The following is a 23,018-nucleotide window of genomic DNA, read 5'->3' on the forward strand; positions in this document are numbered from 1 at the left end:
TGGATAAAGAATGGCGATATTGTGCCATCGTTACGCAGTATCGGGCGGAGCATGCAGCGAAAAATGGTGTGTTGGGCAAGCATACGCCTGTTATTTACGGGATAATGTCGAAATGGACAAACTATTGGAAAATCTCAATCCGGAACAGCTTGCGGCCGTGACATTGCCGCCCCAGTCGGCCCTGATATTGGCCGGAGCGGGATCCGGCAAAACGCGTGTACTGACGACACGGATTGCATGGTTGCTGAAAACAGGGCAGGTTTCCGCAGGCGGTGTCATGGCGGTCACGTTTACCAACAAGGCAGCGCGCGAGATGATGGCGCGTCTTTCCGCGATGGCGCATGTCAATGCGAAAAACATGTGGATCGGCACATTTCATGGGTTGTGCAACCGGTTTTTGCGCAGACATTACCTTGATGCGGCGTTGCCCCAGATGTTTTCCATTCTCGATACGCAGGACCAGCTTTCGGCGATCAGACGGCTTTTGAAAGCGAACGGGGTTGATGAGGAAAATTTTCCGCCACGCGAGTTGATGCATTACATCAATGCCGCGAAGGAAAAAGGTTTGCGTGCCGCCGATGTCGATGCATACGATGATTATGACCGGCAACGGGCCGCATTGTATGAATTGTATGAACAGCAATGCCAGCGCGAAGGGGTGGTCGATTTCGCTGAATTGCTTTTGCGCAGTTGTGAGTTGCTGGAACGAAACGAACTGTTGCGAGAACATTACCGGTCGCGTTTTCTGCACATTCTGGTGGATGAATTCCAGGATACGAACGATATTCAGTACCGCTGGCTGAAACTGCTCTCGGGGGACAGGACGGCGATCTTTGCGGTGGGCGATGACGATCAGAGCATTTATGCGTTCCGTGGTGCCAATGTCGGGAATATGCTTTCTTTCCAGCATGACTTCAAGGTGAAGAACCTGATCAGGCTGGAACAGAATTACCGCTCATATGCCCATATTCTGGATGCTGCCAATACACTGATCGCACACAATACGCACCGTCTGGGCAAGAATCTGCATACGAGTGCAGGGGCCGGTGAACCGATCCGTGTATGCGAGGCGACGTCTGATCTGAACGAGGTGCAATGGATTCTGGATGAAGTCGGTCATCTGCTTGACGAGGGGTTTTCTCGAAGCGATATCGCCATTTTGTACCGCTCCAATGCCCAGTCGCGTGTACTCGAGCATGGTTTGTTCAGCGCTGGGATTCCCTATCGGGTATATGGCGGCTTGCGGTTTTTCGAGCGTGCCGAAATCAGGAATGCCGTGGCGTATCTTCAGCTGATCGACAATCCGGACAATAACACGGCTTTTCTGCGAGTGGTCAATTTCCCGACACGGGGTATCGGAACCCGTACCATCGAGCAGTTGCAGGAAATTGCGAAGTCGCAAGGGTGTTCCCTGTATGCCGCATTGCCGTATGTAACGGGCAGGGGAGGCGCCGCGCTCAATGCCTTTGCACAGCTCCTCGGGCAGATGCGTGCGGAAGTGAACGATATGCCGTTGCCGGAGCTGATACAGACCGTGCTGGAAAAAAGCGGCATCATGCAGCAGTATCGTTCGGAAAAAGAAGGCGCCGAACGTGTGGAAAATCTGGAACAGCTGATATCGGCAGCCACAGTGTTTTTGTCGGAAGAAGGGTTTTCGCTGGATGCACCTGCCTTGCGTATCGAGCATTTGCCGGACAATGACAGCAATGCGCCGCGTTTGCCACCTGTGGCCGATCAGGTGATGGACGGGGATGAGTTGCTTTCCCTTGCGATGTCGCCTTTGTCGGCTTTCCTGACGCATGCATCGCTCGAAGCGGGCGACAATCAGGCTGGTGAGGGGGAAGACGCATTGCAGCTGATGACGGTGCATTCAGCAAAAGGACTGGAATTCGGTGCGGTTTTCATTACCGGACTGGAAGAAGGGCTTTTTCCGCATGAAAACAGTCTGTCGGAAAACGGTGGTCTCGAAGAGGAGCGGCGTCTGATGTATGTAGCGATCACACGCGCACGGAAACGGCTGTATATGAGCTGTGCCCAGACACGTATGCTGCACGGACATATGCGCTATAACGTATCGTCGCGTTTTTTGAGTGAATTGCCGGAGGAGTCGCTGAAATGGCTGACGCCCGGAAAAACATCGGTGTATGCCGGATACCGGAGTGGTGCTGAAGCGTCGCCTGTCCGTCCGGATACACGAGCTACCGAGAACGGAGCCACGGCTTCCTTTGGGCGAAGCAGCCAGTGGCGGATCGGTCAAACCGTTTTACACAAGAAGTTCGGGGAGGGTGTGATCGTCAGTCTTGAGGGACAGGGCGCCAGCATTCGGGCCAATATCAATTTCGGCCGTTATGGCATGAAATTGCTGGACCTCAGTATCGCAAAGCTGGAGCGCGTGTCCTGAGTCAGGCGGAAAACAGTTCTTCCCGCGTGACGGTAGCCGTTCCGAGTTTTCCGACGACGATGCCCGCGGCACGGTTGGCGATCTGTACGGATTCGGATACGGATTTGCCGTTGCCGAGCATGGTCGCCAGCGTGGCGATGACGGTATCGCCGGCACCCGATACGTCGAACACTTCGCGTGCCACGGTCGGAATGTGCAATACCTCGGTGGCACCGTAAAGCGACATGCCTTCTTCGGAACGTGTCAGCAGGAGATATTGCAGGTTCAGCGTTTCACGCAGTTTTTGCGCCTTTTGCGTCAGTTCCGTTTCGTCTTTCCAGCTGCCGACGATTTGCCGCAGTTCGGATTTGTTCGGTGTCAGGATCGTGGCGCCACGGTATTTGGAAAAATCATCGCCTTTCGGATCGATCAGGGTGATTTTGTTTGCCTTGCGGGCATCGTCGATCATGTCGGATACGTGATCGAGTGCGCCCTTGCCGTAATCCGACAAAATGATGATGTCGTGTTCGGCCAGCAGAGCCCGGTATTGTTCACGTGCGTTTTCCAGTATTTCGTGAGTAGGTCTTTTTTCGAAATCCAGACGCAAGAGTTGTTGTTGTCTTCCGATGACGCGCAGTTTGACGGTTGTCGAAATACCGGGAGCCGAATGGAGGCAGGGGGTGATGCCGGATTGTTCCAGCAGTTTGCCGATTACGGTACCTGCTTCATCATCGCCGATTACACCCAGAAGGCTGCATGAAGCGCCCAGTGCGGCGACATTGCGTGCGACATTGGCCGCACCGCCCAGACGTTCCTCGTTTCTGCCGATCAGGACAACCGGTACAGGAGCTTCCGGCGATATCCGGTTGACATCGCCGAACCAGTAACGGTCGAGCATGACATCGCCGACGATCAATATGCTGGGATTTTTCATGTTGTTCATGTCCGGTGCGAGATATTGGTTTGAACGGAGGCAATCGGAGTTCAGGATGAAAGTTTCATTTCTTCGATCCGCCTTGGCGGATAAGTTTCCCATTGATGGCATCCCGGGCATTGCCAGTAATAATGGCGCGCCTCGAATCCGCAATGGTTGCATTGATAACGTGACAGTCTGAATGCGTATCGCTGGACGAGTGTGCGGACAAAGGACAAATCTTCGCGGATTTCAGGCGGAACGACCAGCAATTGCGCTTCCAGCAGCTTGTCCAGTCCCAGGAGTGTCGGAGTACGTCGCAGTTCATCATGGACAAGGCGGTTTGCAGCTTCGGCACCTTCCTGTTTCAGGACAGCCTTGAACAGGATTTCAAGCAGATCGATCGAGGCCGTTTCGGCCAGATAGGACTTGAGCAGACTGATACCTTCCGGTGCGCGTCCTGCCGCCTGGTAGCCTTCCATCAGGCGTTGCGCGACGAGTACGGTGTGCGGCATGCTTTGTTTTTCGACACGTCGCCATGTCGAGAGCGCTTCTTCCGGTTTGCCGAGCGCCATGAGGGCATCGCCTGTCAGTATGGTGGCACGGACACTCATGCGGTCAATGGAAAGCGCCGTATCCAGTAGCGGCAATGCTTTTTCCGGGTGAGTGTTGACGAGTTCATCTTCAGCCAGTTCGCAATAGAACTGCGCGATCTGTTTGTTTCGGTTGCCTGTCCCAGAATTTTGCAGGGCACGCGCGGCATCGATGGCCTGTTTCCATTCCTTTTCCCGCTGGAAGATTTCCAGCAGCGCACGACGTGCCTGAACGGAGTACGGGGTTTCGGTCAGTTCGCGGAAAACTTCTTCGGCACGATCGAGCAGGCCAGCCTTGAGAAAATCCTGTCCCAGTTCATAGCTGGCCTGCATACGTTGTTCCGGTGGAAGGTCGGGGCGCAACAACAGATTCTGGTGCATGCGGATGGCACGTTCCGTTTCGCCGCGTCGACGGAACAGGTTGCCCAGCGCGAAGTGCAGATCCGCCGTTTCCGGATCCAGACGGACGATTTCGATAAATGCGTCGATTGCCTTGTCGGGTTGCTCGTTCAGCAGGAAATTCAGCCCCTTGAAATAGCCTTTTGGCAGGCTGCGCGATTCTGAAAGCAGTTGTTTGATGTCGATACGTGCGGCAATCCATCCCAGTCCGAAGAATAGCGGGATGCTTAGCAGCCACCAGATTTCAAATTCCATACACTATCTAAAAATAAACTAGTCGGTTTGTGTTTCAGACGGTTTGCCGTCGGAAACCGTATTGCCGGAAGTCGGTTCGGTACCGGTTTTTTTCTGCGCTTCCTGTACTTGCATGATTTCGTTGAATTTCTTTTTCTGTCTGGACAACTCGAGCCGGCTTCTGAATACCGTGGGAATCATCGCGAGCAGACCGAGGACGGCGCCTGCCAGAAAGAAACACAGCACAATCAGTACCAGCGGTCCGCGCAGTTCATATCCCCAGAAAAAGTATAAGGCTGTTTCCTGGGTATTTTTCAGGGCCAGTATGAAAAAAAATATGAAAAGGACCGCAGCGATTATACGGGAGAGCCATTTCATGATTCAGTCCTTGTGACGGTTTTCATAAAGCGCATATTGCTGCGAAGGTATGATTGTACGTGAAAAAGGGCATCCGAAGATGCCCTTTTGGATTGAGAAAGCTTAATCGAAACAAGCGCTGTCAGTCCGCTTTTGCTGCTGAATCGACACGTTGCCGCAATTCCTTTCCGGGCTTGAAATGCGGTACCCGCTTGGCTTCTACGTGTACCTTTTCGCCGGAACGTGGATTACGACCGATTCTTGGCGGACGGACGCTCAGTGCAAAACTGCCGAAACCGCGAATTTCGATGCGCTGACCGCCCGCCAGGGCGTCTGCCATGGCATCCAGTATGGTTTTCACGGTCAGTTCAGCGTCTTTGGCCAACAGTTGTGGATAGCTGTTTGCCAAAGAAATGATCAATTCGGATTTGGTCATTGTGCACTCGTGATTATTGCTTGTTGTCGAATTTTGCTTTGAGCAAGGCGCCCAGACTGGTCATGCCGGAAGCAGCGCTCGAATCGTTCTGGATCTTCTGCATGGCTTCCTGGGTTTCCATCTGGTCTTTTGCCTTGATCGACAGCTGCAGCGAACGGGACTTGCGATCGATGTTGATGATCATGACTTCGACCTGATCGCCGACTTTCAGATGGGAACCGGCATCTTCCACACGGTCGCGGGAGATTTCCGAAGCGCGCAGATAACCTTCGACGTCATCGTTGAGCTGGATGACTGCACCTTTCGGTTCTACCGACTTGACCGTACCGGTCACGACGGAACCCTTGTCGTTCATGGCGATGTAGTTGTTGAACGGATCGCCTTCGAGCTGTTTGACGCCCAGCGAAACACGTTCGCGTTCGACGTCGATGGCCAGAACGACTGCTTCGAGTTCATCACCCTTCTTGAAGTTGTGGACAGCTGTTTCGCCAGGTTCCGTCCAGGACAGGTCGGAGAGGTGAACCAGACCGTCGATATTGCCAGGCAGGCCGATGAATACGCCGAAGTCGGTGATGGACTTGATGGCACCGCTGACCTTGTCGCCTTTCTTGTGGGTGTCGGCGAATTCTTCCCACGGGTTCGGTTTGCACTGTTTCATGCCCAGGCTGATACGGCGACGTTCTTCGTCGATTTCCAGTACCATGACTTCGACTTCGTCGCCCAGCTTGACGACCTTGTTCGGTGCGACGTTCTTGTTGGTCCAGTCCATTTCGGATACGTGTACCAGACCTTCGATGCCCTGTTCGACTTCAACGAAAGCACCGTAATCGGTCAGGTTGGTGACCTTGCCGAACAGGCGGGTACCCTGCGGATAACGGCGGGAAAGTCCGGTCCATGGATCGTCTCCGAGCTGTTTGACGCCCAGCGAAACGCGGTTCTTTTCCTGGTCGTATTTCAGAACCTTGGCGGTGATTTCCTGGCCGACCGTCAGCATTTCGGACGGATGGCGAACACGACGCCATGCCAGATCGGTGATGTGCAGCAGACCGTCGATGCCGCCGAGATCGATGAATGCACCGTAATCGGTGATGTTCTTGACAATACCGTTGACGATGGTGCCTTCTTTCAGGGTTTCCATCAGTTTCTGGCGTTCTTCGCCCATGGAGGCTTCGACGACGGCACGGCGGGACAGAACGACATTGTTGCGCTTGCGATCAAGCTTGATGACCTTGAATTCCAGGGTCTTGCCTTCATAAGGCGTGGTGTCCTTGACAGGACGGGTATCCACCAGGGAACCCGGCAGGAAAGCGCGGATACCGTTGGTCAGTACGGTCAGACCGCCCTTGACCTTGCCGTTGACGGTACCGGTGACGATTTCGCCCGATTCCATGGCTTTTTCCAGTGCCAGCCAGGAGGCGAGGCGTTTGGCCTTGTCACGGGACAGGATGGTGTCGCCATAACCGTTTTCAAGCGATTCGATGGCAACGGAGACATAGTCACCGACCTTGACTTCCAGTTCGCCGACGTCGTTTTTGAATTCGTCGATAGGAATAAAGGATTCGGATTTCAGTCCGGCATTGACGACGACGAAATTGTGGTCGATGCGGACGACTTCGGCCGAGATGACTTCGCCGGAGCGCATGTCATGACGGGCAAGAGATTCTTCAAATAAAGCGGCAAAACTTTCCATTCCGGAATCCTGGGTAGATGCAGCAGTAGGCATATATAAGTTGTGAAAAGCCGGTCATTCCCTGTGGAACGAACCGGGTCAGGTTGTCAAATACCCGCAAAGGCCTTGCACCTTGACGGGGCCAAAGAGGTGGGAACCTCAACTGCGCGATCGGATGGTACGGGCAAACAGATCCAGTACACGTTCGACCGTTTCCTGGATATTCAGGGTCGATGTATCGAGCGTGATGGCGTCAGGTGCAGCGACAAGCGGTGCAGTCTGACGTTGGGTGTCGCGTTTGTCCCGTTCGATCAAATCATTGCGCAGATTGTCAATGTTAGCAGGAATTCCTTTTTCCAACAACTGCTTATATCGTCTTTCCGCACGGATATCGACACTGGCGGTCAGAAATATCTTGAGATCGGCTTCAGGGAAAATGACAGTTCCCATGTCCCGTCCGTCCGCCACCAGACCGGGCGCTTTTCTAAAGCCGGTTTGCAAATCGGTCAGTGCTTGTCTTACCGCAGGAATGGCGGCGATTTTCGAAGCCATATTGCCGATGGTTTCCGAGCGGATGGCATCGGTGACATCTTCATCGCCGAGAAAAATGTGTTCTTTTTCGAAACGGCAGGGCAGGTTGCGGGCCATTTCGGCGATTTGACCTGTATCATCCGGATTGATGCCGGAACGTATGACGGATAAGGCGGTCAGACGATACAATGCTCCGGAATCGAGGTAATGAAAGTGGAGTTTTTCGGCGACGATTCGTGCAACGGTTCCTTTTCCGGATGCGGTCGGGCCGTCGATGGTGATGATGGAAATGTTCATGGATGGGTTTGACACGGCGTGATGTACCAGATGAAATGGAAAACTCGTCTTTCGGCGCCAGCGATAGCGATATGTTATCCGGATTGAACAAAATATTCCGGATAATATCCGGACGGCGTTAGAATTTGGGGTAAAAATGCTACACAAGAGCGTGCCAGCGCGCAACCAGCCGTTTTTGCCGGGTGTCAATGTTTATTCTATTGGTGACCTTTGAATATGATTTCAGAATTTGATGTATTGTCGGAAAAAATCAGTCAGCTGGCCAGTCTGACTCAGGCCTTGAGACGTGAGAATGCCGATCTGCGTTTGAAGAATGCGGAATTGACGATGGAAAACCAGCAGCTTTCGGAACGGATGGAGGGAGCGCGGCAGCGTGTGTCTTCGCTGATCCAAACCTTGCCGGCCGTAGAAAATGCAGAAGGAGTGTCCAATGATACAAATTGATGTGACCATTATGGGGCAGTCCTATCGTCTGGCATGCCATGATGACGAAAAGGACAAGTTGAAAGAAGCTGTGGCGTATCTTGACAAGAAAATGTGCGCGATTCGCGATACCGGAAAGATCAAGGGTAACGACAGGATCGCGATCATGGCGTCGCTGTCTATCGCGGCGGAACTGTTGGCGATCAAGTCGCCGAGCGGTCCGCTATCCGGGATGTCCATGGCGGAAATCAAGCAGAAGATAGATGCCATGAACAGTGTGCTGGATCAGGCGCTGGTCCCGCAGGACGATCTTTTCTGAAGGGCGCGATTTTTCGAAAATCGGCGGTTGACAGATACTCTTATTCAGGTAGACTAAAACTACCCTGCGGTGTTCGTGATTGTCATATATTCTTTGAACCATTTCTGAGCACAGGTTGCGGAATCTTGACGGATGGGCGTGATCATCGCTCGTTCGATGAACCCGAAATCCGACTTACCGTGACCACCTTGAACCTTCGGTTCAAGATGCCGACATAGCGGCACAGGCGGGGTTCCCTTTCTGACGGGCTGCATGTCGTTGCATGCAGCCTTTTCGTTTTTCAGTAGCCGGCGACGCGATCGACACATGCGGTCAGTTTTTCGCCTCGTTCGAAGGCGGCGATCATCTGTGCGATTTGCATGACTGTTTCCTGGCAAAAGGTCAGTCCGGCGATGTGGGGTGTGATGGTGATGTCGTCGTGATTCCAGAACGGATGTTCCGGAGGAAGCGGTTCACTGGAGGTGACATCCAGCGTGGCGGCACGTATCCGGCCTTCTGCCATGGCGCAAAGCAGGTCATCATCGACGAGATGTTCGCCACGTCCCAGATTGATGAGGCATGCGCCATGTCCGAGATGGCGGAAATTTGCCAGATTGAGGATGCCGGCCGTTTCAGGTGTCAGTGGCAATACGCAGATGAGCAGGTGCAGGCCATCCAGAAATCCGGCGAGCTGATCGTTGCCGTAATAGCCGGTGACGCCATCGATTTCTTTTCTGGTGCGGCTCCAGCCGCGAAGCGGAAAGCGAAACGGCATGAGTGATCGTGCAATGGCTGTTCCCATGACGCCCATTCCCATGATGCCGACGGTGAAATGCTCACGCACGTGGGGTGTTAGCATGTCCCAGACTTTCATGCGTGCCTGTCGTTCATATTCGTCGAATCGGCGGAAATAACGCAGCGTGGCGTACGTGGCATATTCCGCCATCTGGATGGCCATACCGGCGTCTTCCAGTCTGAAAACCGGTACGTTTTCCGGAATGAGATGACTTTGCGACAGGAGAGCATCGACACCGGCCGCCAGATTGAAGACGGCCTTGAGACCACGCCGGTTACGCAACAGCTCATCGGGCGGATGCCAGACGAGTGCATAGTCAGCCGGTGCGTCATCGCCTTTATGCCACAGACGAATATCGGCATGTGGCATTGCTGCCGCCAGGGCAGGCAGCCATTCATCCGGATTTTCGCCTTCGTTATAGTACAGAATGCGTATGGTCATGTTTTTCGGTTCCGGGCATTCTTGCCTTGATCTCGGTGGACTCATGGGTTTTCAGCCCCAGACGTGCCAGAAGGGCACGGTCTTCGTTGGCTTCGGAATTGTCGGTCGTCAGCAGTTTTTCGCCGTAGAAGATGGAGTTTGCGCCAGCCAGGAAGCAAAGTGTCTGGATGGCTTCGCCCAGTTCGTGCCGGCCTGCCGACATTCGTACGCGCGCTTGTGGCATGACGATACGGGTGACGGCGATTGTCCGGACGAATTCCAGCGGATCGAGCGGTTCGACGTTGAATAACGGTGTACCCTTGATCGGAACCAGATGATTGATCGGTACGGCTTCCGGGTACGGATTCAGGTTGGCCAGCTGCGAAATCAGTTCGGCGCGCTGTTGCCGGGATTCACCCATCCCGATGATCCCTCCGCAACAGACCTTGATGCCTGCCTTGCGGACGCGGCCAAGTGTGTCCAGACGGTCCTGATAAGTGCGGGTGGATATGATGTTGGCATAATGGCTGGGTGCGGTATCCAGATTATGGTTGTAATAGTCCAGTCCCGCTTCCTTGAGTTTTTGAGCCTGTTCTTCCTTGAGCATGCCAAGCGTCATGCAGGTTTCCAGTCCGAGCGCCTTGACGGCACGGACGATTTCCAGATATTTGTCGAAATCGCGGTCGTTGGGAGAACGTCCGGATGCTCCCATGCAAAACCGTGTCGCACCGTTTTCTTTGGCTTTACGTGCCGCGGCCAGTACGGTATCCAGACTGAGCATCTTGCTTGGGGTTACTTCTGTTTTGTGATGGATGGATTGCGAGCAGTAACCGCAGTCTTCGGTACAAGCGCCGGTTTTCAGTGAAATCAGTGTCGCCAGTTCGATGTCTCCGTCGGGAAAGTTGGCACGATGGACTTCTTGCGCACGGAACATCAGCTCGTGAAACGGGAGTTCATACAGTTCCAGAATGTCTTTTACTGGCCATGTTTCCGGTTCGGAAGCGGGAGATGCGGGGGTGCGTGGATAAAACGTAATCGGTTGTGACATAACACTCTTTCTTTGTATCGGTTTTACAAGGGCCAGTCTGGCAGGTGATGAAAGTCCAGATAGCTGTCTGCCTGCGCGAATGACTCGAGATAAGGCATTGTTCCCAGTCTCGGTGCACCAATAAGCGCTTCGAGTGTCTGGATGTTTTCGTCGCCGTAAGGCATGAAAGGTTCTATCCGGTTGGCGATCCATCCTGCCAGTTTCAGGCCGCGAGCACGGATCGCTTCGGCCGTGAGCAGGGCATGGTTGATGCAGCCGAGTTTCAGGCCGACGATCAGAATGACAGGAAGGTTCAATTGTACCGCGAGATCGGCGCTTGACGTGTCTTGTGTGAATGGTACACAAAATCCTCCGACACCTTCGACGATGACGGCATCTGCCTGTTCGCACAGTGTACGGTAGCAGGAGAGGATGTGCTGCAAGTCGATGACTTGTCCATCCAGTTTGGCCGACAGGTGTGGTGCGATCGGCGTTTTCAGCAGAAAAGGCGAGACCAGTGAGACAGGCAGGGTCATGTTGGATGCCGACATGAGCGCATCCACATCTTCGTTGTGCCAGACACCATCGACTTGCGAGGCGCCTGCGGCGACCGGTTTCATCGGCGCGACACGCAATCCTTTTCCGGCAAGAGCGCGGATCAGGGTGCAAGACAGGGTGGTTTTTCCGATTTCCGTATCTGTTCCGGTAATGAAATACGATAGCGGATTCATGATGGTATAACCTCTTTCAGTACGGCAGTCACCCCGGCGGCCAGCAGTTCGATATCGCTGTCGCCGATGATATAGGGCGGCATCAGGTAAACGGTGTTGCCGATCGGGCGTATCAACAGTTCATGTTTGAGCGCGGTTTCGAAAAAACGTCCCGCAAAGGTCGTTTGTTCTTCTGGCGTCATCGTGACATCAAATGCCCAGATCATGCCAAGGTGGCGGAAATGCCGGATGGCCGGATGGCTTTTCAGGGGAGTGAGTGCCTGGTCGAGTTTGCCAGCGATGATCCGGTTATGGTTGATGACATCGTTGTGCCTGAAAAGTTCAAGAACTGCCAGTGCGGCGCGGCATGCCAGCGGATTACCCGTATAGGAATGGGAGTGCAAAAATCCGCGCGTGATGTCGCTGTCGTAAAAAGCGCGGAATACGGTGTCGGTCGTCATGACAAGAGAAAGCGGCAGATAACCGCCGGTAATGCCTTTGGACAGACAGAGCATATCCGGCCAGATGCCTGCCTGTTCGCAGGCAAAGAAACTGCCGGTCCTGCCGAAACCGACAGCGATTTCGTCCGCGATCAGATGGACATGATAACGGTTGCACAAGGCACGGACGCGCCTCATGTATTCCGGGGAATACATGACGAATCCGGCTGCGCACTGGATGAGCGGTTCGACGATGACGGCGGCGATCCGGTCGGCGTTTTGCTGCAAAAGCATTTCCAGTCTGGCTGCTGCCGCAATCGCGACATCTTCCGCCGTTTGCCCCGTGGCTGCCTTGCGATTGTCAGGCGACGCGATGATATGGGCGTTTCTGATCAGTGGGGCATAAGCGTCCCTGAACAGGGTGACATCCGTGACGGACAAGGCACCGATGGTTTCACCGTGATAGCTGTTTTCCAGACAGACGAATTCCTGTTTCTGTGGCTTTCCCGCGTTTTTCCAGTAATGGAAACTCATCTTGAGTGCGATTTCGACAGCCGATGCGCCATCGGAACCATAAAAACAGTGTCCCAGTGTATGGGATGTCAGGGCCGAGAGTTTTTCCGACAGCTCGATGACCGGTTCATGGGTACAACCGGCCAGCATGGCATGTTCCAGCGTGTCGAGCTGTTTTTTGAGTGCCTGGTTGATGAAGGGATTGCTGTGCCCGAACAGGTTTGTCCACCACGAACTGATGGCATCGAAATAGCGGTTGCCGTCCTGATCGTACAACCAGACGCCCTTGCCGCTTTTCAGTGCCACGAGCGGGCGGGTTTCATGATGCTGCATCTGGGTGCAGGGATGCCAGACACTTGCCAGACTGCGTTTGATCCAGTCTGATGAACGGGAATGCGTAGAGTTCACTTGAACGGATGGAATCTAAAGGTTAAAAATAGGTGCCGTCGAAATAGTACCATTGCGCATCCTTGCGGATGAAGCGGCTGATTTCATGCAGTTTTTGCATGCGTCCGTTTTGCTTGTATTGCGCAATGAATTCCACGGTCGCACGGTCTTCGTGTTCCTGATGACCGATGATTTTCAGACCGACCCATTTGAGGTGCGAATTTTTTTCGATGATGGTTCCTGACGGGCGGTTTTCCTCGGCCCAGGTCTCACGAAGATAGTCTTCGTTTTCCGTTACATAGGCACTGTACCGGGAACGCATGAGTGACAATGCATCTCCTGCGGTCGCTTCTCCCGTCAGATAAGGTTTGCAGCATGTCTCGAATGACGGATTACCGCATGGGCACGGTTGTGGTGCGGACGTTTTCTTTTTCGACATGTCGTTTTATTTCATTCCGCAGAACTCGAAATCGACTTCCGGTTTTTTGCCGGAGACGATGTCGGCGATGGCACGTCCGGAACCGCAACCCATCGTCCAGCCCAGTGTGCCGTGCCCCGTATTCAGAAAGAGGTTGCCGTACGGTGTCTTGCCGATATAAGGAATGTTGGAAGGTGTCATCGGACGCAGCCCGGTCCAGAAATGCGGCTGGCTGAAGTCGCATGCTTCCGGGAAAAGTTCCGATGTACGCCGTACCAGTGCCTGACAGCGTGCTTCGTTGAGTTGGCGGCCATAACTGTTCATTTCGGCTGTCCCCCCCACACGAAGCCGGTTGCCCAGCCGGGAGAATACGAGTTTGTGTCCGGCATCGATCAGCGATATGTAAGGTGCCTTGTCGGGATCGATGACAGGGAATGTCGCAGAGTACCCCTTGGCGGGATAGATCATCAGATGGATGTCGAGCGGTTTGAGGAATGGTGCCGAAAAACTGCCCAGTGAGATGACGAAAGCATCGGCATGGAATACCTCGAATTCGCCGGTCGGTGAAATCGTTTCCACCGCGACGATACGTGCGGCTGCGCCGGTACCGGCAGTCAGAAGCCGTGTAGCTGTCGTATTGAAGCGGAAATCGACGCCTTTTTCGGCAGCTTTTTGCGAAAGCGCGACAGTGAATTCGCGCGAGTCACCGTGTTCATCGTCAGGCGTGAAATCACCACCGACCAGTTTGTCCCTGACCGGTGAAAGTGCCGGTTCGAGCTGTATCACTTCGTCAGGTGTGATCGTATTGCGTGGGCATCCGAGCGAGGTCATCAGTTTCGCGCCGGCTTTCGAGGCTTCGTAGTCAGCCTTGTCGGTGTAAAAGTGCATGATGCCGCGGCACAGGTGAGTATATTCGATACCGGCTTCTTCACGGAGTGCACGCAAGGTGCGTTTGCTGAAATCGGCCATGGCAACGCACTGGCGTGTATTGTGTGCCGTCCGTTTCGGGGTACATTCCAGCAGGAAACGTGCGCCCCATTCCCACTGAAGCTGTTCGGCGCGGAAACGGTAGAGAAGCGGTGCATCGTCCTTGCCCAGCCATTTCAGGATTTTCGAGGGGGCGGAAGGATTGGCCCAGGGTTCCGAATGGGAAACAGAAATTTGCGAGCCGTTGCCGAAAGTGGTTTCCTGTGCAGCTCCCGGACGGCGTTCGATGACAGTGACTTCGTGTCCGGCCTGGCGCAAAAACCAGGCGGCGGCCGTTCCCGTTATACCCGATCCTAATACGATGACTTTCACAATTTGCCTCTTTGTCGATCTGTTTGGGTTCCGTCAGTTTGTGGAACCGTTTTTTCCCGTTATTTTAAGATGATTGCTTTCGGAAAAAAATTCTTTTTGCCTCAACCGGTGCAGCTCATCGGTCACGGCATGGGTGACGACGACATCCAGGGTGCTTTGCAGGTCGTTCTTGATTTCGGAAACCAGCGTACCGGTCATTTTGCCGATACTGTCGGTCAGGTTTTGCCGGATGGTTTCTTCAAGAATGAACTGGATGCGGTCTTCGATCCGTTGCAGGATGCGATCCGACAGGCGTTGTTCCAGTTCGTTCCATGCCGTTTCGTTTTGCAGGGCGTCGGCCAGATCGGGCAGATCGGAAAGAATATCGGTCAGTACCGGATAGTCGTCGGCGACGAATGATGCATTGCCGGTATCACGGTTTTCCTGAACCGGGTGCGGCAGACGGCCGGCAGATGGGGAGTCGTTCTGATTATTCATTATTGTGCTGTTTCATGATGCAGGGTATATCCCTGTTCTCGGTAATGGATATATCGTTGCCGTCCGGCCTGTGTGTCGTCAGGATCTGACGATACCAGTTCGATGATACGGTCAAACCGTGCGAAGCAGGCAGGAACGACAGGGGACAAGTTGACCAGAATATCGTAATGCGGCATATCGGCGTGATCGTCTGATGCCAGAATGACGGGGGAATACGGTGACTGGCGGTCGCCGATCATGGCATGCGGCAGAAAATCGGATTCGGAAAATGTCCAGAGCGCATCGTCCAGTCGGTTCAACAGGACTCTGTCCGTTGAAAATAGGATGATTCTGCTACCGGGTGCGCTGGACAACGCCTTGCGCACCAGACGGCAGGTATAACCGATCTTGTCGGCGATGTGTGTACGAAATTCGATTCTGGTCATGTCACATGCAGTCTGTGCAATGGCTCGAAATGGATCCGGAAAGCGGGCTTCATTATGAAACGATTTCTGGCGCTTAGCAAAGATTTTGACAGCCTGCTTTTCCGGGAAATGTACGGGTCAGAGATATTTTCTTTTGACGGGACATGCAGGGACGGCAGGTTGTGCCGTCCCTGGAGTGGTCAGCAAGCCGAAGCGGTTTGCGCAACGAGCCCGTTATGCCGCAACAAGGCGTCGATGGATGGAGGACGGCCCCTGAAAGCGATGAACGATTCAAGCGCAGGACGTGAACCGCCGACCGAGAGGATTTCTTCGAGCAGTCGCGCCCCCATGGCAGGGGAGAGCAGATCGTTTCCTTGTGCCAGCGATTCCTCGAAAGCACTGTAAACATCGGCCGAGAGAACTTCCGCCCATTTGTAGCTGTAATAGCCTGCGGCATAACCGCCGGCGAAGATGTGGCTGAACGATTGCAGGAAACGGTTGAACGACGGCGGAATGACGACGGCATACCGTCGACGGATGTCATCCAGAACGTCTTGTGGTGTGCGCGAACCATCCGGATCGTAATCGTAATGCAGATGCATGTCGGCAAGCGAGAATTCGACCTGGCGCAGCATTTGCAGGCCGGACTGGTAGTTTCTGGCGGCCAACATTTTGTCGAACAGGGTTTTCGGCAAGGGTTTTCCGGTGTCGATGTGCGAGCTCATGTGAGAAACCACTTGCCATTCCCAGCAGAAATTTTCCATGAATTGTGAAGGCAGTTCGACAGCGTCCCATTCGACGCCTGAAATGCCGGATACGCCCAGTTCATCGACACGGGTCAGCAGGTGATGCATGCCGTGACCGAATTCGTGGAACAGCGTCATGACTTCATCATGCGTGAAAAGCGCAGGTTGCCGTTTGCCGTCTTTTTCAAGTGGCGAGGAGAAATTGCATGTCAGATAGGCGACCGGTGTCTGGATGCCATGTATTGTGACGCGGCGGCTTCGTGCGTCGTCCATCCATGCACCGCCCCGCTTGCCAGGGCGGGCGTACAAGTCCATATAGAACTGTCCGATCAGTTTGCCGTTTTTTTCGATACGGAAAAACTTGACGTCCGGATGCCATACCGGAGCCTTGTCGGGAAGGATGGAAACCGAATACAGGGTCTGGACGACACGGAAAAGACCGGCCAGCACTTCCGGTTCCGGGAAATACTGTTTGACCTCCTGTACAGAAAAGGCATAGCGTTCCTGACGCATTTTTTCGGAGACATAGGCCAGATCCCATGCCTGCAAGTCGTTAATGCCGAGTTTTTCGTGTGCGAAACGTTTCAGTTCGGCAAGGTCTTTTTCGGCATAGGGGCGTGCTTTCGTGGCCAGATCTTCCAGAAAGGAAATGACTTCGCCAGGAGACCGTGCCATTTTCGGAACCAGCGAGACTTCGGCGTAGTTCGGGTATCCCAAAAGCAGTGCTTCTTCCTTGCGCAGCTGTAACAGCTCGCGGATGATGCCGGTGTTGTCCCACTCCGGTTTTGCGCCAAATTCCGATGCACGGGTCGCATTCGCGCGATACATCTTTTCGCGGATGGCACGGTTGTCAGCATATTGCATGACCGGATAGAACGACGGGAAATGCAGTGTGAACTTGTAGCCGGTCTTGTTTTCAGCCTGTGCGGCAGCACGTGCTGCCAGCAGAATGTCTTCGGGCAATCCTTTCAGTTCGGATGCATCCTCGACGAGCAGTTCGAAGTCATTGGTGGCATCCAGTATATTTTCCGAAAAGCGTGTCGAGAGGGACGCCGTTTTTTCCTGGATTTGCGCGAAGCGTTTTTTCTTTTCGTCCGGCAATTCGGCGCCGCCCAGACGGAAGTCGCGCAGCGTGTTTTCGATGACGCGGCGGCGTGCAGGACTCAGCGAGTCGAACGAGGCGGCATTGGCAAGCGCCTTGTATTTTTCGAACAGTGCCTGATTCTGTGAAAGGGATGTCCAGAATTCGGTGATACGCGGAATGTTTTCGTTGTAGGCGGCACGCAGTTCGGGGGTGTCCACGACGGCGCTCAGATGGCCGACAATGCCCCAGGCGCGACTGAGCTGTTCGGTGCAGTCGTCAAGTGGTGTGACGAAATTGTCCCAGGTGATTTCAGCCATGGGTGCTTCCAGTTTAGCGACAACGGATTTGCAGCGATCAAGCAGGGTTCCGATAGCCGGCGTGACATGTTCCGGACGGATAGCGTCGAACAGTGGAAGACCTTCGAAATTCAGCAGTGGATTGGACATCGGGTACTCCTTCAGGATGAGATCGGTTCAAATGAAAAAGGTACGCAATTGCGTACCTTCCCGAGCGGCTGGCCGGTTATTGTTTTTGCCGGCTTTGCAGTTTTTTCTCGGCCGCTTCGATGGCGTTTTCCAGAAGCATGGTGATGGTCATCGGACCGACGCCACCCGGAACCGGAGTGATGTAACCGGCAACTTCCTTGACATTCGGGAAATCGACATCGCTCCAGAGTTTGCCGTTTTCATCGCGTTCCACACCGACGTCGATCACGACTGCGCCCGGTTTGACCATATCGGCCTTGATGATGTTGCGCTGGCCGGTGGCAGCGATCAGGATATCGGCCAGTCGTGTGTGGTGGCCCAGATCACGGGTTTTGGAATTGCAGATGGTAATCGTCGCACCGGCCTGAAGCAGCAGCATGGACATCGGTTTGCCGACGATATTGGATGCCCCGACGATGACGGCATGGGCGCCGCGGATCGGATAATTGATGGATTCCAGCATTTTCATGACGCCGTGAGGGGTACAAGGCTTGATTCTCGGCTGGCCGGTCATCAGCATGCCGGTATTGAAGACGCTGAAGCAGTCCATGTCCTTGGCTGGATCGATCGCTTCGATTACCTTGCGCGGGTCGATATGATCCGGCAGCGGCAACTGGACCAGAATACCATGAACGGTCGGATCGGCGTTCAGCACACGGATACGTTCAAGCAACTGTTCTTCGGTAAAGCTGGCGTCGTATTTTTCGAGAATGGAACGGATGCCGTTCGCCTTGCAGGCACGTTCCTTGTTCAGTACGTAAACCATGGAGGCCGGACTGTCTCCGACCAGAATAACGGCCAGTCCCGGCGTTTCGCCGGCAGCCGTCAGTTTGGCGGCGCGTTCGGCGATATCCTTGCGAATTTCCCTGGCCAGATCGTTTCCGTTGATAATTTGGGCAGTCATGTTCTCTGATGAATAAAAAAACCGTTAAAAAAGCATTATACGATGATAATTTTCGAACGTTTCTTGCACTTGACAGCAAGTAAACCCTATACGCTACACGAAAATACGTATTTTATGAAGGGGTTGCACGGTTTTTGTTTGGTATCTGTGTAAGCGATCACTTTTTCTCTGTGTCCGGGCAGGCGTGACGGATTTATGGTTTATCATTTTTTCAAAGGCTTGCTTTTTTCGGTTTTCGTTCCGTTTCTCGACACAGGGAGGAGTTTATGGCGAATCAGCAGGATGATGTTTTCATTCACTACCAGGATCCGGATGAGCAGGAAACATCGGAATGGATAGAAGCACTGCATTCCGTGATCGAAAACGAAGGGCCGGAAAGGGCGCATTATCTGATGGAGCGCATGGCCGATGTCGCCAGGCAAAAGGGCATCAATCTTCCCTTTTCCAGCAATACGGCCTATATCAATACTATTCCCCCCGATCGTGAACAACGCTCTCCCGGCAATATGGCCTATGAGGCACGGTTGAGAGCATGGATGCGATGGAACGCCATGGCCATGGTGGTCAGGGCGAACCGTGATGGCGACAATCTGGGTGGACATATCGCTTCGTTCACGTCGGTCGCCACCATGTTCGGTACCGGATTCAACCATTTCTGGCGTGCACCGACCAAAGAGTTCGACGGTGATCTGGTGTATTTTCAGGGGCATTCCTCACCGGGGATTTACGCACGTGCCTTTATCGAGGGACGATTGTCGGAAAAACAGCTGGAGCATTTCCGGCGTGAAGTCGGCGGCAATGGCTTGTCGTCGTATCCGCATCCCAGGCTGATGCCCGGTTTCTGGCAGTTCCCGACGGTTTCCATGGGATTGGGGCCGCTGATGGCCATTTATCAGGCACGTTTCCTGAAATATCTGCATGCGCGAGGTATTTCGGATACGACGGGACGCAAGGTCTGGGTATTCTGCGGCGACGGCGAAATGGATGAGCCGGAAGCGAAAGGTGCGATCAGTCTTGCCTCGCGTGAATCGCTCGACAATCTGATTATGGTGGTCAACTGCAATTTGCAGCGTCTTGACGGACCGGTTCGCGGAAACGGCAAAATCATTCAGGAACTGGAAGCGGATTTCAGAGGGGCCGGCTGGAATGTCATCAAGGTGATCTGGGGCAGCGACTGGGATGAATTGCTCGCGCGTGACCGCGACAATGTCCTCAAAAGAGTCATGATGGAAACGGTCGACGGGGAATACCAGAGTTACAAGGCAAAAGACGGTGCCTATGTCCGGCAACACTTTTTCGGCAAGGATCCGAGATTGCTGGAAATGGTCAAAAACATGTCGGACGATGAATTGTGGCGTCTGTCACGTGGCGGACACGATCCGCAAAAAGTATATGCCGCGTACAAGGCTGCCCAGGAGCATACCGGACAGCCGACGATCATTTTGTGCCAGACGGTCAAGGGGTATGGGATGGGAGATGCAGGCGAGGCATTGAATATCGCCCATCAGGTCAAGAAACTCGATGACCGTACTATCCGGACATTGCGTGATCGTGCTGGTGTGCCGATTCCCGATGAACGGCTCGACGAGATACCGTTTTACCAGCCTCCGGAAGATGCGCCGGAAATGGTTTATCTCCATGAACGACGCAAGGCATTGGGCGGTTATCTGCCGCATCGTCGCCAGAAGGCCGATGAACGGTTGCCGGTTCCACCGTTGTCTGCATTCGATGCGCTGCTGGAGCCGACACACCCGGGACGTTCGATTTCCACGACACAGGCATATGTCCGTGCGCTCGGTATTTTGCTCAGGACGCAGGAAACCGGACGGCGGATCGTGCCGATCATGGTCGATGAATCCAGAACGTTCGGTATGGAAGGCTTGTTCCGGCAAATCGGTATTTACAATCCGAAAGGTCAGTTGTACGAACCGGTCGATTCGGATGAAGTCATGTATTACCGCGAGGACAAATCGGGACAGATTTTGCAGGAAGGGATTACCGAAGCGGGCGGTATGGGATCATGGATCGCAGCGGCGACATCATACTCTTCGAACAACCGCATCATGTTGCCGTTTTATACCTATTACTCCATGTTCGGTTTCCAGCGAACCGGCGATCTGATGTGGGCAGCTGCCGACATGATGGCCAGAGGTTTCCTGATCGGTGGGACGGCAGGGCGGACGACACTCAACGGGGAAGGCTTGCAGCATGAGGATGGGCAGAACCATGTATTTGCCGCCACCATCCCGAATTGCATGCCCTACGATCCGGGGTTTGCGCATGAAGTGGCCGTCATCATACAGGATGGTGTCAGGCGTATGGTCGGCGAACAGGAAGACGTTTTTTACTATATTTCCGTCATGAACGAATCGTATCCGCAACCCGGCATGAAACCCGGACAGGAAGACGGCATCATCAAGGGAATGTATCTGTTGCAGGAAGGCGAGAAAGCATTGCGGCATCGTGTGCAGTTGCTGGGTTCCGGTGCGATCACGCATGAAATGCTTTCCGCGGTCGAATTGCTCAGGGATGACTGGAACGTCGCGGCCGATATCTGGTCCGTCACTTCGTTTACGATGGTGGCGCGCGAAGGCAATGAAATCACTCGCTGGAACATGATGCATCCGGAAGAAACACAGAAAGTACCCTATGCCACGGAATGTCTGGCGAAAACTTCCGGGCCGATCGTTGCCGCCACGGATTATGTCAGGCTGTTTGCGGAACAGATACGGGCATATATACCGGAAGGCCGTTCCTATACTGTGCTGGGCACGGACGGTTTCGGCAGGTCGGATACACGTGCCAACTTGCGGCGCTTTTTCGAGATTGACCGGTATTACGTCACCGTCGCCGCATTGGATGCCTTGTCCAAGGCGGGTGATATTCCGGCTGAAACGGTGACACAAGCCATCGGCAAATACGGTCTTGACAGCGAAAAACCGAATCCGATCATCATGTAAACGGTATGGCATGCGCATGAGGTCGAACGAGGCTGGATGTTGATGCATACAAACCGGAAAGGATACGAAAAATGAAGACAGTGGAAGTGCGTGTGCCGGATATCGGCGACTTCAGGGATGTGGAAGTTATTGAACTGATGGTTGCCGCGGGAGAGAAGATCGCACGTGACCAGTCGCTGGTGCTGGTGGAATCCGACAAGGCGAGTATGGAAATTCCGTCGCCGCAGGCAGGTATCGTCCGGGAAATGAAAGTCAGGCTGGGCGACCGTATATCGGAGGGTTCGTTATTGCTGTTGCTCGACGTGGAAGACGATGGAGAAGCGGCGGCCGATGTCGGTGATGTGCCGGATAACGGGAAAAAGGCGGGGATGGAAATGCAATGGCGGGAAGACGCCGTTTCCGTGGTATCTCCTCTTTCACAGGACAACGGACTGCGACATGCGGTGGACGATACGAAAGCCGCGCGTGCGCAAGGTGCTCTTCCGCATGCTTCTCCCTCAGTCAGAAAATATGCACGCGAGCTGGGTGTGGATTTGCGACATGTACGCGGAACGGGACCGAAAGAACGCATTATGAAGACGGATGTTCAGGGATATGTCCGTGCCTTGCTCAATCGTGAGGGGTCGCCAAACCGTTTCGACAATGTCATGAATTTGCCGCCTTGGCCATCGCTGGATTTCAGCCAGTATGGCGAAACGGAACTGCAGCCGTTGTCGCGTATCAAAAAGATCAGCGGTCCCAATTTGCATCGTAACTGGGTCATGATTCCCCATGTAACGCAGTATGAACAGGCGGATGTGACCGAGCTGGAAGCCTTCAGGAAATCAGTCAATGGCAGATACCGTCAGGAAGATATCCAGCTGACGGTGCTGGCTTTCGTGGTCAAGGCTTGTGTGGCAGCGCTGAAAAAATATCCGGAATTCAATGCTTCGCTGGATGCGACCGGCGAAAATCTGATTTTGAAGCGTTATTACCATATCGGTTTCGCCACCGATACCGCACAAGGTCTGGTGGTTCCGGTCATCCGCGATGCCGACAGGAAAGGAGTGATACAGATCGCCCGTGAAATGACACAGCTTTCGTCGCTTGCACGGGAAGGTAAACTCAATCCGTCCGATATGCAAGGTGCCAGCTTTACCATTACATCGCTGGGCAGTATCGGCGGAACGTATTTCACCCCGTTGATAAATGCGCCTGAAGTGGCGATTGTCGGGTTGTCGCGTATTACGACACAGCCGGTTTGGGATGGCGAGCAGTTCCGGCCACGGCTGATACTGCCACTGTCATTGTCATACGACCATCGCGTGATCGATGGTGTACAGGGTGTACGGTTTGCGACGTATCTGGCGAAGGTGCTTTCCGATATGAAAGAAACCCTGTTATAGCGAGTTGATGGAGTACCGGAAAGGATACGGAAA

The 23,018-nt window shown here is 53.9% G+C and carries 21 protein-coding genes and 1 other RNA gene; 6 read left to right on the plus strand and 16 right to left on the minus strand.

Translation table 11 applies throughout. From position 1 onward, the window contains the following. Positions 1-112 precede the first annotated feature (112 nt). Positions 113-2,401 (plus strand): UvrD-helicase domain-containing protein, encoded by a 2,289-nt coding sequence (locus NAI64_RS04500; protein WP_269298214.1) that lies wholly within the window; start codon positions 113-115, stop codon positions 2,399-2,401. 1 nt (position 2,402) lies between these two features. Here the strand turns inward: NAI64_RS04500 and rfaE1 are convergent, their stop codons facing one another. The 6 genes from rfaE1 to cmk all read right to left on the minus strand — a co-directional run bounded on the left by rfaE1 (position 2,403) and on the right by cmk (position 7,809). Continuing rightward, the gene (gene rfaE1 / locus NAI64_RS04505) at positions 2,403-3,323 is read right to left on the minus strand and encodes a D-glycero-beta-D-manno-heptose-7-phosphate kinase (protein WP_269298216.1); all 921 of its coding nucleotides are present in this window, start codon (positions 3,321-3,323) and stop codon (positions 2,403-2,405) included. A gap of 41 nt (positions 3,324-3,364) precedes the next feature. Further along, positions 3,365-4,540, minus strand: coding sequence for a lipopolysaccharide assembly protein LapB (gene lapB, locus NAI64_RS04510; RefSeq protein ID WP_269298218.1), 1,176 nt, complete (start codon positions 4,538-4,540; stop codon positions 3,365-3,367). Positions 4,541-4,558: 18 nt separating this feature from the next. Then, positions 4,559-4,897, minus strand: coding sequence for a LapA family protein (locus NAI64_RS04515; RefSeq protein ID WP_269298220.1), 339 nt, complete (start codon positions 4,895-4,897; stop codon positions 4,559-4,561). Between the two features lie 121 nt (positions 4,898-5,018). Next, on the minus strand, positions 5,019-5,312 hold the full coding sequence (locus tag NAI64_RS04520; protein WP_269298222.1) for an integration host factor subunit beta: 294 nt from the start codon (positions 5,310-5,312) through the stop codon (positions 5,019-5,021). Between the two features lie 13 nt (positions 5,313-5,325). After that, a complete protein-coding gene (gene rpsA, locus NAI64_RS04525) occupies positions 5,326-7,035 on the minus strand; it encodes a 30S ribosomal protein S1 (RefSeq protein ID WP_269298224.1) in 1,710 nt (569 codons plus the stop codon). 105 nt (positions 7,036-7,140) lie between these two features. Further along, positions 7,141-7,809, minus strand: a complete 669-nt coding sequence (gene cmk / locus NAI64_RS04530; protein ID WP_269298226.1) for a (d)CMP kinase — start codon at positions 7,807-7,809, stop codon at positions 7,141-7,143. A 216-nt stretch (positions 7,810-8,025) separates the two neighbouring features. Between cmk and NAI64_RS04535 the strand changes: the two genes are divergently transcribed. From NAI64_RS04535 to ssrS, 3 genes are all read left to right on the plus strand, one after another. After that, positions 8,026-8,253 (plus strand): DUF904 domain-containing protein, encoded by a 228-nt coding sequence (locus tag NAI64_RS04535; RefSeq protein WP_269298228.1) that lies wholly within the window; start codon positions 8,026-8,028, stop codon positions 8,251-8,253. After that, positions 8,240-8,551, plus strand: coding sequence for a cell division protein ZapA (locus NAI64_RS04540; RefSeq protein ID WP_269298230.1), 312 nt, complete (start codon positions 8,240-8,242; stop codon positions 8,549-8,551). Before NAI64_RS04535 ends, NAI64_RS04540 begins: the two co-directional genes overlap by 14 nt. Positions 8,552-8,609: 58 nt before the next feature. Beyond that, positions 8,610-8,788, plus strand: a non-coding RNA gene (ssrS, locus tag NAI64_RS04545) — 6S RNA. A 43-nt stretch (positions 8,789-8,831) separates the two neighbouring features. Here ssrS and NAI64_RS04550 read toward each other — a convergent pair. The 10 genes from NAI64_RS04550 to folD form a co-directional block, all read right to left on the minus strand. Continuing rightward, entirely contained in the window at positions 8,832-9,767 is a 936-nt protein-coding gene (locus tag NAI64_RS04550; protein WP_331282607.1) for a 2-hydroxyacid dehydrogenase, read from the minus strand. Then, on the minus strand, positions 9,742-10,794 hold the full coding sequence (gene bioB, locus NAI64_RS04555; protein WP_269298232.1) for a biotin synthase BioB: 1,053 nt from the start codon (positions 10,792-10,794) through the stop codon (positions 9,742-9,744). Before bioB ends, NAI64_RS04550 begins: the two co-directional genes overlap by 26 nt. Before the next feature lie 23 nt (positions 10,795-10,817). After that, positions 10,818-11,504, minus strand: coding sequence for a dethiobiotin synthase (gene bioD, locus NAI64_RS04560; RefSeq protein ID WP_269298234.1), 687 nt, complete (start codon positions 11,502-11,504; stop codon positions 10,818-10,820). Next, a complete protein-coding gene (gene bioA, locus NAI64_RS04565) occupies positions 11,501-12,844 on the minus strand; it encodes an adenosylmethionine--8-amino-7-oxononanoate transaminase (protein ID WP_269298236.1) in 1,344 nt (447 codons plus the stop codon). The genes bioD and bioA overlap by 4 nt, the downstream gene beginning before the upstream one ends. 22 nt (positions 12,845-12,866) lie before the next feature. Beyond that, positions 12,867-13,262 carry a YchJ family protein gene (locus NAI64_RS04570; protein WP_269298238.1) on the minus strand — a complete coding sequence of 132 codons (396 nt, stop codon included), beginning with the start codon at positions 13,260-13,262 and terminating at the stop codon, positions 12,867-12,869. 6 nt (positions 13,263-13,268) lie between these two features. After that, entirely contained in the window at positions 13,269-14,540 is a 1,272-nt protein-coding gene (locus NAI64_RS04575) for a D-amino acid dehydrogenase (RefSeq protein WP_269298240.1), read from the minus strand. 33 nt (positions 14,541-14,573) lie between these two features. Beyond that, positions 14,574-15,017 (minus strand): hypothetical protein, encoded by a 444-nt coding sequence (locus tag NAI64_RS04580; protein ID WP_269298242.1) that lies wholly within the window; start codon positions 15,015-15,017, stop codon positions 14,574-14,576. Next, positions 15,017-15,442: a DNA polymerase III subunit chi gene (locus tag NAI64_RS04585; RefSeq protein ID WP_269298244.1), complete on the minus strand. Its 426-nt coding sequence runs from the start codon at positions 15,440-15,442 to the stop codon at positions 15,017-15,019. The genes NAI64_RS04580 and NAI64_RS04585 overlap by 1 nt, the downstream gene beginning before the upstream one ends. Positions 15,443-15,621: 179 nt before the next feature. Beyond that, on the minus strand, positions 15,622-17,697 hold the full coding sequence (locus NAI64_RS04590; RefSeq protein ID WP_269298246.1) for a M3 family metallopeptidase: 2,076 nt from the start codon (positions 17,695-17,697) through the stop codon (positions 15,622-15,624). Positions 17,698-17,773: 76 nt separating this feature from the next. Continuing rightward, complete coding sequence (gene folD / locus NAI64_RS04595; protein WP_269298248.1) at positions 17,774-18,640, minus strand: bifunctional methylenetetrahydrofolate dehydrogenase/methenyltetrahydrofolate cyclohydrolase FolD; 867 nt, start codon at positions 18,638-18,640, stop codon at positions 17,774-17,776. Positions 18,641-18,906: 266 nt separating this feature from the next. Between folD and aceE the strand changes: the two genes are divergently transcribed. Beyond that, a complete protein-coding gene (gene aceE / locus NAI64_RS04600) occupies positions 18,907-21,600 on the plus strand; it encodes a pyruvate dehydrogenase (acetyl-transferring), homodimeric type (RefSeq protein ID WP_269298250.1) in 2,694 nt (897 codons plus the stop codon). Between the two features lie 71 nt (positions 21,601-21,671). Continuing rightward, positions 21,672-22,985, plus strand: coding sequence for a dihydrolipoyllysine-residue acetyltransferase (gene aceF, locus NAI64_RS04605; RefSeq protein WP_269298252.1), 1,314 nt, complete (start codon positions 21,672-21,674; stop codon positions 22,983-22,985). Positions 22,986-23,018: the final 33 nt, after the last annotated feature.

The sequence above is a fragment of the Oxalobacter paeniformigenes genome (assembly GCF_027158465.1).
Lineage (GTDB): Bacteria > Pseudomonadota > Gammaproteobacteria > Burkholderiales > Burkholderiaceae_D > Oxalobacter > Oxalobacter paeniformigenes.